The organism is Pseudomonas sp. T1.Ur, assembly GCF_023516725.1.
GTDB classification, from domain to species: Bacteria; Pseudomonadota; Gammaproteobacteria; order Pseudomonadales; family Pseudomonadaceae; genus Aquipseudomonas; species Aquipseudomonas alvandae.
This window is the reverse complement of the sequence record NZ_JAMGSN010000001.1, coordinates 229,369-244,682: the sequence shown is the minus strand read 5'-3', so window position 1 is coordinate 244,682 and position 15,314 is coordinate 229,369. Positions and strand designations below refer to the sequence as shown.

Below are 15,314 nucleotides of genomic sequence, written 5' to 3'. Positions count from 1 at the left end.
CTGTCCATGCCAGGAGCTACGGCATGCTTGTCAATGCGTTAAAGTTTGATCAGCGCGGGAAGTGCGGAGTCTCTTCCGAAGGTTGCATCGCCCTTTTTGAAAACAACCTGAGCCGTCTACATACTGATGATCAGGCCCTGCTGGATTACTTTGGAGTGGGCAGGGAACAACTGGTTTCCCATATCAATTACCCCTTCGACAACGAGCCCCTGCCTATCGACGGTGAAACCGTCCTGAACGCCCTCAAGAAAAAGCTTGCTCGACTTGACAGCATTAATATGGAAACGAACACAAGCTCGATCGACAAAGACAGTTTTTATTGGTTTGGCTATCGTTTTTTTCTTTATTTCATCGATACTTTCCAAGCGGACGGACGCTATTCCCATGCGTCACCGTACATTAACGAGCCTGCTTTTTTTACAAGCCTGGAACCCTATGTCCTGGCCCGGATTGGCCGCACGTCAGAACAAAGCCTAGTCCATTATTTGAACACACAAATCGCCCACGGCGATGACATTGACTTGAGCACGTTCAATGAACAGCTGCGCGCGTTACCGCTGCTGGAATTTTTCGAAGCCTACCCGGTGCTGGCGTCGTTGTTGTTTGATCTGCTGGAAGACACACTCAACTATCTTTATGCGGTCATTCTCGACTTCGCTACCGATATCGAGTCGCTGGAAGCTGAATTTTCTGTTCCGTCTCGACAAATCGACGCTATTGAGCTCGGCCTGGGGGACCCCCACGGCCGTGGTGAAACGGTCTGCCAGGTTAAAATCTGCGCGATTTCATTGGTCTACAAACCAAGGGCAAGCCGAGAGGCGCTTTTTTTCAATCGCCTTCTCGGCCAACTGCATGAATGGACAGAAGCGGATTGTTTTTCTATCCGCGCACCCAAGATCCTCAGTCGCGAGCGGCGTAGCTGGGTAGAAAAAATCGACAACGAGCCCTGCGAAAACGCAGCGGACGTTGCACTGTTCTACAAGAAAATGGGCGCGCAGATAGCTGTCATTCATGCGTTGAACGGCATCGACTTTCACTACGAGAATATTATTGCGTGCGGCAACAGCCCGGTCATGATCGACCTCGAGTGTTTATTCACCGCCTCCACCAGCGACCTGCTGAGCGATCTGCCCGCTGGCTGTGCATTGTCCAACAGCTTTAAATCGGTCCAGCAGTCAGTATGCTCCAGCGGCTTCCTACCCTTTTCGCAACACCCCAATAACGACCAAAGCGGGCTGAGTCGGCAAGCGCTATTCATCGCCACTCGCCATTCGCTGGTTTTCGAGGATGGCTTTTATCATTTGCGTAAAACGTCATTCGAGCATCAGCTGACACAAAAACACCTGCCGCTTTTGCAGGGTCAGCGCAAGGGACTGGAAACCTATAAAACCGAACTGTTCCAAGGTTTTGAATATGCCTATACGGAATTGATGGTCCATCGACACAAGATCATGCGGATGCTGGAACAATCCGCCTGTGGATTGACCACCCGCGTATTGCTCAAAAACTCTCAGCGCTATGCCGATTTTATTGGGCTGATCCGTCATCCACGCTTTACACAAAACATGCTCGACAGAGAACTTCTGCTCGCAACCCTGTGGAAAGACCTGAAAGAACCCTACCGGAAGATGGGCATTCCGCGCTATGAAATAGCCGACCTGCAGAGGTCCAGCGTTCCGTGTTTCACCCTGCCGCTGAGCACCAATCATTTTACGAGCGCACAGGGTGAAACAATAGAGATGGCAGGCGTGGAGCCACCGATAAAAAGCTGTCTTCAAAAGATAGCCAACCTGTCCCGAAAGGACTGGGCTTTACAACGCACACTGCTCGAAATCTGTTTGTTTCCAGAGCCAATTGGACATCCGCCACCCCGTGCCAGGCAGGTGCCTGGGGACCTTGAAAAGACGCTCCAGGCGGACCGACTCGACGCCATATCGAGCATCAGTTCGCGCCTGGAGGAACTCGCGGTAGCGGGAACAACAACAGACGTAAGCTGGTTGTATTTTCATACGCATCCCACGACACGCAGAAAATATCCGTCACCCATGGATCACGGGCTTTACTCCGGTATCGCCGGGATTGGGTTGTTTTACCTGAGCCTGTTCAAAGTGAGTGGCCAGCCAGTCTTTCTGTCGCGCATGGATCAAGTCCTGTACTCATTGGAACAACGCTTCGGCTTTTTCAAAACCGATTTGACGATCAGCGCCTATCACGGGCTCGGGGCTTTCATCTATTTGCTCATCAATCGTCGCCAGGTCACTGGCGACGCCAGCCACGATGAAAGAATTGCCGGCCTGTTGGCCCAGCTGATTGAAGTGTCTCCTGAAAATTATGAGTTCGACTTCTTGGGAGGTTGTTGTGGAACGGTGACGCTGCTGGCCAATATCCACGCGTTGTCTGCGCAAGAGGATGTGCTGCCGGCCATCCAGCGCATGGTCGACTACATCAAGGATCAAATCCTGATTGAAGACGGCCAGCTTCTGCGGCGGGATGATCGCTCCGTCATTTTGACGGGCCTCTCCCACGGACTCTCGGGTGTCATCCATGCATTGTGCAAGGCCTATGATGTGACTGGCGATTCGGCTCTGGTGCCCTTGGCCATTCAGGTGCTGGAGGGGGAAAACCGCTTGAGTCGGGATGGTTTCTGGCTGGACTTGCGGAACCTCGGGCCGGCGGACCATACGTCCAAATGGTGTCACGGTGATGGAGGTATCCTGATCGCCCGGCGACAGCTCATGGAATCGATGGGAGATGCCCTGGACGAAGCGACCCGGCAGACAGTGCACGACGATATACGACGATGCGAGAGCAACCTCTGGGCCCATGGGTTTGGCGAGGGCTATAACCTTTGTCATGGTGATTTCGGCAATCTTATCTGCCTGTATGACTTGTATCGGCATTCAGATAACCCTGAAGGCATGGGCAGAGTCAGAGAGGCGTTGGATGAAGTCGCACGGCAGTTTTTCGAAGGGCCGTTCCTGGACAGCGATCGAGTTCCCGACGTGAGCCTGCTGACGGGGATTACCGGCGCAGGTTATGCCTTGCTGTACGAGATCGACCCGACAATCCCCAATGTTCTCTCGCTCGATTTCGCGGTGCTCGGGTAGCCCCATCAATTAAGCCTTACAAACTGTGGGAGCGAGCTTGCTCGCGATGACGGAGTGTCAGTCAACATTTGCACTGACTGTCACACCGCTATCGCGAGCAAGCTCGCTCCCACAATGGATTTACATCCATAAAAAAACGGAGCCTTCGAAGGCTCCGTTTTTTTTATGCAAGCGACCGTATCAGGCCAGTTTCTTGTGCCGTACACGATGCGGCTGGGCAGCGGCTTCGCCGAGGCGCTTCTTGCGGTCGGCTTCGTACTCGGTGTAGTTGCCTTCGAAGAACACCGCTTGCGAGTCGTCTTCGTACGCCAGGATGTGGGTCGCCACGCGGTCAAGGAACCACCGATCGTGGGAGATCACAATGGCGGCGCCCGGGAAGTCCAGCAAGGCTTCTTCCAGGGAACGCAGGGTTTCGACGTCGAGGTCGTTGGACGGTTCGTCGAGCAGCAGGACGTTGCCGCCCTCCTTCAGGGTCAACGCCAGGTGCAAGCGACCACGCTCACCACCGGAGAGGTCCTTGACGAACTTCTGCTGATCCCCGCCCTTGAAGTTGAAGCGACCGACATAAGTGCGCGACGGAATTTCATAGTTGCCGATGCGGATCTGGTCGGAGCCGTCGGAGATCTGCTGGAACACGGTCTTGCTGCCGTCCAGGTCCTCGCGGCTCTGGTCGACGCAGGCCAACTGCACGGTTTCACCAATCTCGATAGTGCCGGAGTCCGGCGTTTCCTTGCCCATCAACATGCGGAACAGCGTGGATTTACCTGCGCCGTTGCCACCGATCACACCGACGATGGCGCCTTTGGGCATGGAGAACGACAGGTTGTCGATCAATACGCGATCGCCGTAGCCCTTGGTGACGTTCTTGAATTCGATGACCTTGTCGCCCAGGCGTGGACCGGCCGGGATGTAGATCTCGTTGGTTTCGCTGCGCTTCTGGAATTCCTGGGACTGCATTTCCTCGAAGCGCTGCAGGCGTGCCTTGGATTTGGACTGGCGGGCCTTGGCGCCTTTGCGCACCCACTCCAGTTCTTCCTTCATGGCTTTTTCATGGGCCGACTGCTGCTTGGATTCCTGGGCCAGACGATCGGACTTGGCTTCCAGCCAGCCCGAATAGTTGCCCTCGTACGGAATGCCCGCGCCGCGGTCGAGTTCCAGGATCCAGCCGGCGACGTTGTCCAGGAAGTACCGGTCGTGCGTGATCGCAACCACGGTGCCCGGGAAGTCGTGCAGGAAGTGTTCGAGCCAGGCGACGGAATCGGCGTCCAGGTGGTTGGTCGGTTCGTCGAGCAGCAGCATGTCCGGAGCCGACAGCAGCAGGCGGCACAGGGCCACGCGGCGCTTCTCGCCACCGGAGAGGTGTTCGACCTTCGCGTCCCAGGCCGGCAGGCGCAGCGCATCGGCGGCGACTTCCAGCTGGCGGTCCAGGTTGTGGCCGTCGCTGGCCTGCAGGATCGCTTCGAGCTTGGCCTGCTCGGCAGCCAGCTTGTCGAAGTCGGCATCCGGGTCGGCGTAGGCGGCATAGACCTCGTCCAGGCGCGCCTGGGCGTCCTTGATCACGCTGACCGCTTCCTCGACCACTTCACGGACAGTCTTGGTCGGATCCAGCTGAGGCTCTTGCGGCAGGTAGCCGATGTTCAGGTCTGGCATCGGACGGGCTTCGCCGTCGAATTCGTTATCGACGCCGGCCATGATCTTCAACAGGGTGGATTTACCCGAGCCGTTGAGACCCAGTACGCCGATCTTGGCGCCGGGGAAAAAAGACAAAGAAATGTTTTTCAGGATTTCCCGCTTCGGCGGAACAACTTTGCTCAGCCGATGCATGGTGAAGACGTATTGAGCCATGGTGAACCTAGCGTCAGTGACAGGTGAAAAGAACGAGCCAGGCCATGCGCGGCACCGGCACTTGATGCTATCAATGCCTGCGGGCGGATGGCGCCTGGGAAGCTGGAGCTGGAACGCTCTTGTTTGACCGGCAAAGCTACCTCAACCGTCGGTCCAGGTCCAGCCGCCAAGGGCTGGCACTTTGCCACAAGTCAAGGCATGCTAGCCGCCCTTCGGGCGTCCGGCTTATAGTGCCCGTCGCGCCAGTCCAGCAAACCGCAGGATTACAGCTTGTCCAATGTCACGCCGCCCCCGTCCCCACGCGCACCGACAGCTGTGCCTGGCCTGCCCCTGCGCGGAACATTGAAGGGCGCGCTGGCCTCGCTGGTCCTTTTATTGCTGGGCCTGCTCTTCTGGCAGTTGCTTGATCAGTTGCGTGAAACCCAGCAGCAACAACGTCAATACACCATCGACTACACCGCCGACCTGGCCGCGCAAGTCAGCCTGAACATGGCCTTGAACGCGCAAATCGCTCTTAACCTGCTACCGATCGTCGAACAACCGCAAACCGCCGACGAACAGCAGGCCTTGCTGCGCAAGCTTCAGCAATCACTGCCCCAGTTGCGCAGCCTGGCGTTGCTGAGCCCGTCGGGCAGGGTGCTCAGTGACAGCGAGGCCGACAGCCAGGACGCCGACTACCTGACCGAACTGGTACGGCGCAGCCGTGCCCAGGCGCACTATTTCAGCAATGCCGAAGATGGCTCCGTGGTGCACCTGTTGTTGCACCAGGCCAGCGGTAGCAGTCGTGGTTATTGGGCGCTGCGCCTGACGCCGAGCTTCTTCTCGACGTTGACCAAACAGGCCGACACGGGCCTGCGACCGTTGTGGCTGGTGGAGAACCGTCTCAACCAGCAAATCATCAGCCGCGACGAAAGCCTGCCCTCGACCACCCCGACCCAACTGACCTCGCAAGACCTGAGCGACACCGTGCTGACCGTGCCCCTGAGCAGCAGCGATTGGCAACTGCGCGGGTTGTTCGATCGGCGCCAGGTGCTTGAGCAACTGCTCCCCGCCTTCATCGGCAAATGCCTGCTGGGCCTGGCGCTCTCGATGCTCCCGGTGATCGCCTTGCTGAACATGCGACGACGCCAGCGGCAATTGCACGAAGGCCGCCGCCGCTACCAGGACATTTTCGAGGGCACCGGCGTGGCCCTCTGCGTGCTCGACCTTTCCGGCCTGAAGGCATTCTTCGCCCGGACCGGCCTGCAGGACGGCGAACAATTGCGCGCCTGGCTGCAGGACCCGCAGCACCTCGAACAGTTGCAGCAGCAGGTGCACGTCACCGAAGTCAACCAGATGGCCTTGAAGCTGCTCAATGTCGATTCCTGCGAACAAGCCTGGCAACTGCTGGTCGGCAACGGCCCGAAGGACAACAATCCCATCGGATCGAAACTGCTCGAAGCACTGCTCGACGAGCACAAGCAGCTGGAACTGGAAATCAAGTTGCAGGACGCCCATGGTCGAGACCAGCATCTATGGCTGGTCCTGCGCTTGCCGGAAACACAGCGCGACTATAACGCCGTCATCCTGAGCATCAACGACATCACCAGCCGCAAGCTGATCGAACTCTCGCTGCTCGAACGCGAAGGTTTCTGGTCCGATGTGGTACGCACCGTTCCGGATCATCTTTATGTACAGGACGTCATCAGCCAGCGGATGATCTTCAGCAACCATCACCTGGGGCAGACGCTCGGCTACGACCGCACCGAGCTGCACCAGATGGGCGAGTACTTCTGGGAAATCCTGCTGCACAGCGACGACGCCGACCAGTACCACTCTCTGCGCCAGCAACAGCGACGCGGCGGCTATACGCAACTGTTGCAATGCCAATTGCGCTTCCGCCATCGCGACGGCAAATGGCGACGCTTCGAGGTCCGCGAACAGGCCCTGGCCCGAGATCGCTACGACCAGGTGACACGGATCATCGGCGTGGCAAAAGACATCACCGAGCAGATCGAGGCCAGCGAATCCCTGCGCGACAGCGAACAACGCTACCGGATGCTCGCCGAAAGCATCAGCGACGTGATTTTCTCCACCGACAGCAAGCTCTCGCTCAACTACGTCAGCCCATCGGTCCAGGCAGTGCTGGGCTACACCGCCGACTGGATCTTCCAGAACGGCTGGCAGTCGACCATCGCCAATCCGCAGCAGCTGACGGGCATCTACAGCCTGATGGATCGCGTCAGCAAGGCCCTCGACAAGCCCGACCAACTGGCCGAACTGCGCAACCAGATGCAGACCCAGCTGTTCTTGTTCGACTGCCTGCGCGCCGACGGGCGCAAGATTCCCATCGAACTGCGGCTGGTGCTGGTGTGGGACGACCATGGCGCGTTCGAAGGCGTGCTCGGCGTCGGCCGCGACATCAGCCAGCAACGTCGTGCCGAAAAAGACCTGCGCATGGCCGCCACCGTATTCGAACATTCGACCTCGGCGATCCTGATCACCGACCCGGCCGGCTATATCGTCCAGGCCAACGAGGCGTTCAGTCGCGTCAGCGGTTATGCCGTCCCGCAGGTCCTGGACCAGTTGCCCAACATGCTCACCGTGGACGACCAGCAGGAAGCCCATTTGCGCTACGTGCTCAAGCAATTGCAACAGCACAGCACCTGGGAAGGCGAAGTCTGGCTCAAGCGCCGCAATGGCGAACATTATCCCGCCTGGGTCGGCATCACGGCGGTGCTGGACGACGAAGGCGACCTGGCCAGTTACGTGTGCTTCTTCAGCGACATCAGCGAGCGCAAGGCCAGCGAGCAGCGCATTCATCGCCTGGCCTATTACGACGCCCTGACCCACCTGCCCAACCGCACGCTGTTCCAGGATCGCCTGCACACCGCGCTGCAATCAGCGGAGCGGCAGAAGACCTGGGTTGTGCTGATGTTCCTCGACCTGGACCGCTTCAAGCCGATCAACGACTCCCTGGGCCACGCCGCCGGCGACCGCATGCTCAAGGAAATGGCCACGCGCCTGCTCGGTTGCGTTGCCGATGACGACACCGTGGCGCGCATGGGCGGCGACGAGTTCACCCTGCTGCTGCAACCGCGCGCCAGCCGCGGAATGGCGCTGAACCGGGCCATCACCGTGGCCGAGCAGATCCTCGCCAGCCTGGTCCGGCCGTTCGTGCTCGAAGGCCGCGAGTTTTTCGTTACCGCCAGTATCGGCATTGCCCTGAGTCCCCAGGACGGCAACGAACTGAGCCAGTTGATGAAGAACGCCGACACGGCCATGTATCACGCCAAGGAACGCGGCAAGAACAACTTCCAGTTCTACCAGGCCGACATGAACGCCAGCGCCCTGGAGCGCCTGGAATTGGAAAGCGACCTGCGCCATGCGTTGGAGCAGAACGAGTTCGTGCTGTATTACCAACCGCAGTTCAGCGGCGACGGCAAACGCCTGACCGGCGCCGAGGCCCTGCTGCGCTGGCGCCATCCGCGACGCGGGCTGGTGCCGCCGGGGGACTTCATTCCAGTACTTGAAGAACTCGGGCTGGTGGTGGACGTCGGCGACTGGGTCATCACCGAAGCCTGCCGGCAACTCAGGACCTGGCACCAGGCCAAGGTCCGGGTGCCGAAGGTCTCGGTCAACATTTCCGCCCGGCAGTTCTCCGACGGCCAGTTGGGCACCCGCATCGCCACTATCCTGCGCAATACCGGCCTGCCGCCGGCCTGCCTGGAGCTGGAACTGACGGAAAGCATCCTGATGCGCGAAGTCAGCGAGGCGATGCAGATCCTGGCCGGGTTGAAGAACCTCGGCCTGAGCATCGCCGTCGATGACTTCGGCACCGGTTACTCGTCGCTCAACTACCTCAAGCAATTCCCCATCGACGTGCTGAAGATCGACCGCACCTTCGTCGACGGCCTGCCGTCCGGCGAGCAGGATGCGCAGATCGCCCGGGCGATCATCGCCATGGCCCACAGCCTCAACCTCGCGGTGATCGCCGAGGGCGTCGAGACCCACGAGCAACTGGATTTCCTGCGCGAGCACGGCTGCGATGAAGTCCAGGGCTACCTGTTCGGCCGCCCGATGCCGGCGACTCGGTTCGAAGCGCAGTTCAGCAATGATGCGTTGTTTATGTTGGATTGAAGCAGCTGTGAGCTTAAAGCTTCTAGCGGCAAGCTAAAGGCAGAAGCCGATCCGCATCAACTTGCAGATTGATTGAAGCAGCTGTGAGCTTAAAGCGGCAAGCTTCAAGCTAACGCGAATCGGCTTCTACTTGCAGCTTGTCGCTTGCAGCTTGAAGCTGAATTCCTTTCATATGCCTTCCAAAACCGGTTGAGGTAGAATGCCCCCCTTTTCTGCCCCGATCCTTGAGGACCGCCATGTTCAGCCGTGATTTGACTATTGCCAAGTACGACGCCGATCTCTTTGCCGCCATGGAGCAAGAAGCTCAGCGCCAGGAAGAGCACATTGAGCTGATCGCTTCGGAAAACTACACCAGCCCCGCGGTGATGGAAGCTCAAGGCTCGGTACTGACCAACAAGTACGCCGAAGGCTACCCAGGCAAGCGTTACTACGGTGGTTGCGAGTACGTCGACGTGGTCGAGCAACTGGCCATCGACCGCGCCAAGCAACTGTTCGGCGCCGACTACGCCAACGTCCAGCCACACGCCGGTTCCCAAGCCAACGCCGCCGTGTACCTGGCGCTGCTGTCGGCCGGCGACACCATCCTGGGCATGAGCCTGGCCCACGGCGGTCACCTGACCCACGGCGCCAGCGTTTCCTCTTCCGGCAAGCTGTACAACGCCGTCCAGTACGGTATCGACGGCAATGGCCTGATCGACTACGACGAAGTCGAGCGCCTGGCCCTCGAGCACAAGCCGAAAATGATCGTGGCCGGTTTCTCCGCCTACTCCCAGGTCCTCGATTTCCCGCGTTTCCGTGAAATCGCCGACAAGGTCGGTGCCTACCTGTTCGTCGACATGGCCCACGTTGCCGGCCTCGTCGCCGCTGGCGTGTACCCGAACCCGGTGCCGTTCGCCGACGTGGTGACCACCACCACCCACAAGACCCTGCGCGGTCCACGTGGCGGCCTGATCCTGGCGCGCGCCAACGCCGACATCGAGAAGAAGCTGAACTCCGCTGTCTTCCCGGGCGCCCAGGGTGGCCCGCTGGAGCACGTGATCGCCGCCAAGGCGATCTGCTTCAAGGAAGCCCTGCAACCTGAGTTCAAGGCCTACCAACAGCAAGTCGTCAAGAACGCCAAGGCCATGGCCGGCGTGTTCATCGAGCGCGGCTTCGACGTAGTGTCCGGCGGCACCGAGAACCACCTGTTCCTGCTGTCGCTGATCAAGCAGGAAATCTCCGGCAAAGACGCTGACGCCGCGCTGGGCAAAGCGTTCATCACCGTCAACAAGAACTCGGTCCCCAACGACCCACGCTCGCCGTTCGTCACCTCGGGCCTGCGTTTCGGCACCCCAGCCGTGACCACTCGCGGCTTCAAGGAAGCCGAGTGCAAGGAACTGGCCGGCTGGATCTGCGACATCCTGGCGGACCTGAACAACGAAGCGGTGATCGACGCCGTGCGTGAGAAGGTCAAGGCCATCTGCAAGAAGCTGCCTGTATACGGCGCTTGATCCGCCGGCTACACGGCTGACTGAAAGGCCCACATCGAAAGATGTGGGCCTTTTTTATTGATCTTTTCAAGGGACCAAGGGGCCGTCTAAATTATCCAATCTCCCGCCAAGCATTAACTTTCGTAATAATTAAATGCCCCGCTCCAGTCATAAAAAAAATATAACGCTAACGCACTGGATAAAAACTTTTCAAAGGACGCTTTAAAACATGGACAGTAGACTTTCATTCGATGCCGAACTTAGAGTCATGAATGAGCGGGTAAACCTGCTTGAGGCACTGCACGGCAAGCCGGCACTCGCCACCTTGACCTCATTCAGCGGAGGCTTTTTTACCGGCAAGCCCCAGACCCGTGACCATTCGAGCTTTTTTGGCATCGCCCCTGAACAACCAGGCCCGGACCGGAAGGCGCTAAGGCTACGCTTTCAATACACCGAAGCCGGGTACGTGCTGTCTGTTAAAAACACAGGTGAGCATTACAGAAAATTCGTCAGCAAAGTCTGGCTTGACGTTTTTGGCGCGACTCATTCGAACCCCGGGCGCCCCGCCTTCTTTAGCCTTATTGACCAGAACAACAACACGCTCACTCGGGACACTATTAAAATGACCCACACCCCCATCACGCTGATGACCCCCAATAATAAATACGTGGGTAGATTAACCGCGCGAGGCTCGCCTTATATCTATCTGGGCGAAACAAAAGAGCATGCAAAGATAACCTTCATCCTGAGCGTTCTAAAGCCCAGCCCATCCTGAATACCGGGCCGGTCCCCGGGCCATCCGGAGCGAACGCTTCGGATGGCCCGGAACCCGCGTCCATCAGTGGAGCACAGCGTTGAAACCGGCACGGATCTGCTCTTCAGGCAACTCATCGGCGATGAACACAATCACGCTCTCGCGCGCTTCGCCTGGAGCCCATTCGGTATCCCAATCGAAACCGTACAACTTGAGCACTCCTTGAAACACCAGCCGACGGGGTTCGCCCGCGATGTTCAGCACCCCCTTGTAGCGCAGCAACTGCTTGCCATGCGCTTCCAGCAGCTGGTTCATGAACTCGCTGAGTTTATCGATATCCAGTGACTGATCGGTGCGCAGTACGAGACTGCTGATGCGATCGCCCGTGGTGGCCTTGCCAACCGGACGAAGACTGAACCCGGCGCCAAGGTCAGCGTTGAGATTGAATCCCCGGATATCGAGCAGTTCGGCCAGATCGATCCGGCCATGTTCGACCACGCGGACAGGCGCCCGCCGATTGATCCGGTTCAGCCGCTCAATCAACGCGTTGACATGGGCTGTGTCCACCAGGTCGGTCTTGCTCAAGAGCAACCGATCGGCAAACCCGACCTGGGCCTGGGCGATGGTTTGGGTCAGGTGGACGTCCGCGTGGGCTGCGTCCACCAAGGTCAGGATGCCGTCGAGGATGTAGCGCTCGCGCAGGTCTTCGTCGATGAAGAATGTCTGCGCCACCGGGGCCGGATCGGCCAGGCCGGTGCACTCGATCACCAAGCGGTCGAAATGGATATCGCCGCTGTCCAGCCGTTCGAGCAACAGGTAAAGGGCTTTGGTCAGGTCGGTGTGAATGGTGCAGCACACGCAACCGTTGGCCAGCGTCATGACTTGCACCGGCTCGTCACCCAGCAGTTGGGTGTCGATGCCGGCATCGCTGAACTCGTTCTCGATCACGGCGATTTTCAAGCCGTGCTCGGCCTTGAGCAGATGACGCAGCAACGTGGTCTTGCCCGCACCGAGAAAGCCGCTGAGGATCGTGACCGGGATGGGAGAGGACAAAAGGATTCTCCTGCTTCGAAATTAAAGAAAAGCTCAAGCCAGTGGGAGCGAGCCTGCTCGCGAAGGCGCCGGGTCAGCCGAATCACCGTTGGCTGACACTCCGCTTTCGCGAGCAAGCTCGCTCCCACAAGGGATCTAGCGGGTACGCAAATCCTGAAGCCAACCCCAAAACAACTGTGGGAGCGAGCTTGCTCGCGATGGCGCCGGGTCAGCCAAATCATCGCTGGCTGACACTCCGCTTTCGCGAGCAGGCTCGCACAAGGGATCTAGCGGGTACGCAAATCCTGAAGCCAACCCCAAAACAACTGTGGGAGCGAGCTTGCTCGCGAAGGCGCCGGGTCAGCCGAATCATCGTTGGCTGACACTCCGCTTTCGCGAGCAAGCTCGCTTCCACAAGGGATCTAGCGGGTACGCAAATCCTGAAGCCAACCCAAAACAACTGTGGGAGCGAGCTTGCTCGCGAAGGCGTCGGGTCAGCCGAATCATCGTTGGCTGGTACTCCGCTTTCGCGAGCAGGCTCGCTCCCACAAGGGAATTGACCTCAGTTCAACAGCACTTCGGCCCACCCTTGCCGCCGTAACGGGCTTCCTGGCGTTCCCGGAAGAACGCCTCGTAGTCCATCAACGGTTTGTCCGGGTGCTTGGTTTGCATGTGCTCGACGTAGTTGTCGTAGTCGGGCATGCCGACCATCAGGCGGGCGGCCTGACCGAGGTATTTACCGAGGCGACTCAAGTCATTGAACATCGTTGCAATCCCCTATCAAGCGTCCGGCACGGCCTGGAATGGCGCTTCTTTGTCCGTGCGTTCCTTCGTGCCCCAGGCGGCGATGCCGACCTTGAGCGCATAGAACAGGATGCTGAAGACCACGAACAGGAACAACACCGTCAGCGTTGCGTTGGTGTAGGCGTTGAACACCACGTGCTGCATCTGCTCGATGCTCTTGGCCGGGGCCAGGACCTGGCCGGCGGCCAGGGCATCGTTGTATTTGCGCGCCAGGGCCAGGAAGCCGATCGCCGGGTTGGCGTCGAACAGCTTGATCAGGCCCGCGGTGGTGGTGCAGATCAGCAGCCAGGCCGCCGGCAGCAGCGTGACCCAGACGTAGCGCTGGCGCTTCATCTTGATCAGCACCACGGTGGCGAGCATCAGGGCGATACCGGCCAGCATCTGGTTGGAGATGCCGAACAGCGGCCACAAGGTGTTGATGCCGCCCAGCGGGTCGATCACGCCTTGGTACAGCAAGTAGCCCCACAGCGCGACGCAGCCGGCGGTGGCGATCAGGTTGGCGGTCCAGGATTCGGTGCGCTTGAGCGAAGGCACGAACGAGCCGAGCAGGTCCTGCAACATGAAGCGCCCGGCACGGGTGCCGGCGTCCACCGCGGTGAGGATGAACAGCGCTTCGAACAAGATTGCGAAGTGGTACCAGAACGCCATGGTGTTCTCACCCGGCAGCACCGAGTGGAGGATCTGCGCGATCCCGACCGCCAGGGTCGGCGCACCGCCGGCACGGGCCAGCACGGTGGTCTCGCCGATGTCCTTGGCCACCGCTTGCAGCGCGTCGGGGGTGATTGCGAACCCCCAGCTGCTGACGGTCTGCGCCACGGCCACCACGTCACCGCCGACGATCGCCGCCGGGCTGTTCATGGCGAAGTACACGCCCGGCTCGATCACCGAGGCGGCAACCATCGCCATGATGGCCACGAAGGATTCCATCAGCATGCCGCCGTAACCGATGTAGCGGGCGTTGGTTTCGTTATCCAGCAGCTTGGGCGTGGTGCCCGAGGAGATCAGCGCGTGGAAGCCCGAGACCGCGCCGCAGGCAATGGTGATGAACAGGAACGGGAACAAACCGCCCTTCCACACCGGCCCGGTGCCGTCGGTGAACTGGGTCAGCGCCGGCATTTTCAGCTCGGGCATGGTGACCAGGATGCCGATCGCCAGGGCGACGATGGTGCCGATCTTGAGGAAGGTCGACAGGTAGTCCCGTGGCGCCAGGATCAGCCACACCGGCAGCACCGCCGCGACAAAACCGTAGCCGATCAGCATCCAGGTGATCTGGATCCCGGTGAAACTGAAGGCCTTGGCCCACACCGGATCGGCGGCAATCTGCCCGCCCAGCCAGATCGAACCCAGCAGCAACAGCACGCCGATGAGCGAGATTTCACCGATGCGGCCCGGGCGGATGTAGCGCATGTAGACGCCCATGAACATCGCGATCGGGATGGTCGCCATCACCGTGAAGATGCCCCACGGGCTCTCGGCCAGGGCCTTGACCACGATCAGCGCCAGCACCGCGAGGATGATGATCATGATCAGGAAGCAGCCGAACAGCGCGATCGTGCCGGGAATGCGGCCCATTTCCTCGCGCACCATGTCGCCCAGGGAACGACCGTTGCGGCGGGTGGAGAGGAACAGGACCATGAAGTCCTGCACCGCACCGGCCAGCACCACGCCGGCGATCAGCCAGAGCGTGCCGGGCAAGTAGCCCATCTGCGCCGCCAGCACCGGCCCGACCAGCGGCCCCGCGCCGGCGATGGCCGCGAAGTGGTGGCCGAAAAGGATGTGTTTGTTGGTCGGGACGTAGTCCAGGCCATCGTTGTTGAGCACGGCAGGCGTGGCCCGGCGCGCGTCGAGTTGCATCACGTTGTTGGCGATGAAGAGGCTGTAGTAGCGGTAGGCGACCAGGTAGATGGCGACTGCCGCGACGACGATCCAGAGGGCGTTGATCGGCTCTCCGCGGCGCAAGGCCACGACGCCCAAGGCGCACGCACCGACGATGGCCAGCAGTAGCCAAGGTATATGGCGCAGCGGGCTATTATTGTTGTTCATTTTTATATTCCAGCCAGGGTGGACAAGAAGGTAGCCATTGGAGTTTAGCCGTAACCAAGGCAAAGGCCATACCCGACATTCGTCTGTCAGCGGTCGAACGGTGATGATGTTCAGTCAGTTGGGTCTATAGTCAGTGAATCT

At 59.5% G+C, this 15,314-nt stretch carries 8 protein-coding genes; 4 read left to right on the top strand and 4 right to left on the bottom strand.

Going from position 1 to position 15,314, the window contains the following annotated elements:
* Positions 1-23: 23 nt before the first annotated feature.
* A complete protein-coding gene (gene lanM, locus M8Q45_RS01105) occupies positions 24-3,107 on the top strand; it encodes a type 2 lanthipeptide synthetase LanM (RefSeq protein WP_249873282.1) in 3,084 nt (1,027 codons plus the stop codon).
* Positions 3,108-3,287: 180 nt separating this feature from the next.
* On the opposite strand, the gene ettA is transcribed toward lanM, so the two are convergent.
* A complete protein-coding gene (gene ettA / locus M8Q45_RS01100) occupies positions 3,288-4,952 on the bottom strand; it encodes an energy-dependent translational throttle protein EttA (RefSeq protein WP_249873281.1) in 1,665 nt (554 codons plus the stop codon).
* 270 nt (positions 4,953-5,222) lie between these two features.
* Between ettA and M8Q45_RS01095 the strand changes: the two genes are divergently transcribed.
* The 3 genes from M8Q45_RS01095 to M8Q45_RS01085 all read left to right on the top strand — a co-directional run bounded on the left by M8Q45_RS01095 (position 5,223) and on the right by M8Q45_RS01085 (position 11,315).
* Entirely contained in the window at positions 5,223-9,071 is a 3,849-nt protein-coding gene (locus M8Q45_RS01095) for a sensor domain-containing protein (RefSeq protein WP_249873280.1), read from the top strand.
* Between the two features lie 236 nt (positions 9,072-9,307).
* Positions 9,308-10,561 carry a serine hydroxymethyltransferase gene (gene glyA, locus M8Q45_RS01090; RefSeq protein WP_039593914.1) on the top strand — a complete coding sequence of 418 codons (1,254 nt, stop codon included), beginning with the start codon at positions 9,308-9,310 and terminating at the stop codon, positions 10,559-10,561.
* A gap of 208 nt (positions 10,562-10,769) precedes the next feature.
* Entirely contained in the window at positions 10,770-11,315 is a 546-nt protein-coding gene (locus M8Q45_RS01085) for a hypothetical protein (protein ID WP_249873279.1), read from the top strand.
* A gap of 63 nt (positions 11,316-11,378) precedes the next feature.
* Here the strand turns inward: M8Q45_RS01085 and yjiA are convergent, their stop codons facing one another.
* The 3 genes from yjiA to M8Q45_RS01070 all read right to left on the bottom strand — a co-directional run bounded on the left by yjiA (position 11,379) and on the right by M8Q45_RS01070 (position 15,173).
* Complete coding sequence (gene yjiA, locus M8Q45_RS01080) at positions 11,379-12,347, bottom strand: GTPase (protein WP_249873278.1); 969 nt, start codon at positions 12,345-12,347, stop codon at positions 11,379-11,381.
* A gap of 546 nt (positions 12,348-12,893) precedes the next feature.
* On the bottom strand, positions 12,894-13,091 hold the full coding sequence (locus tag M8Q45_RS01075) for a YbdD/YjiX family protein (protein ID WP_003201656.1): 198 nt from the start codon (positions 13,089-13,091) through the stop codon (positions 12,894-12,896).
* Between the two features lie 15 nt (positions 13,092-13,106).
* Positions 13,107-15,173, bottom strand: a complete 2,067-nt coding sequence (locus M8Q45_RS01070; RefSeq protein WP_249873277.1) for a carbon starvation CstA family protein — start codon at positions 15,171-15,173, stop codon at positions 13,107-13,109.
* Positions 15,174-15,314: the final 141 nt, after the last annotated feature.

Bases quoted from the DNA above. Each gene is read 5' to 3' on its own strand.
- lanM (WP_249873282.1), top strand. From the start codon at position 24: ATGCTTGTCAATGCGTTAAAGTTTGATCAGCGCGGGAAGTGCGGAGTC.
- ettA (WP_249873281.1), bottom strand. From the start codon at position 4,952: ATGGCTCAATACGTCTTCACCATGCATCGGCTGAGCAAAGTTGTTCCG.
- glyA (WP_039593914.1), top strand. From the start codon at position 9,308: ATGTTCAGCCGTGATTTGACTATTGCCAAGTACGACGCCGATCTCTTT.
- M8Q45_RS01085 (WP_249873279.1), top strand. From the start codon at position 10,770: ATGGACAGTAGACTTTCATTCGATGCCGAACTTAGAGTCATGAATGAG.
- M8Q45_RS01075 (WP_003201656.1), bottom strand. From the start codon at position 13,091: ATGTTCAATGACTTGAGTCGCCTCGGTAAATACCTCGGTCAGGCCGCC.
- M8Q45_RS01070 (WP_249873277.1), bottom strand. From the start codon at position 15,173: ATGAACAACAATAATAGCCCGCTGCGCCATATACCTTGGCTACTGCTG.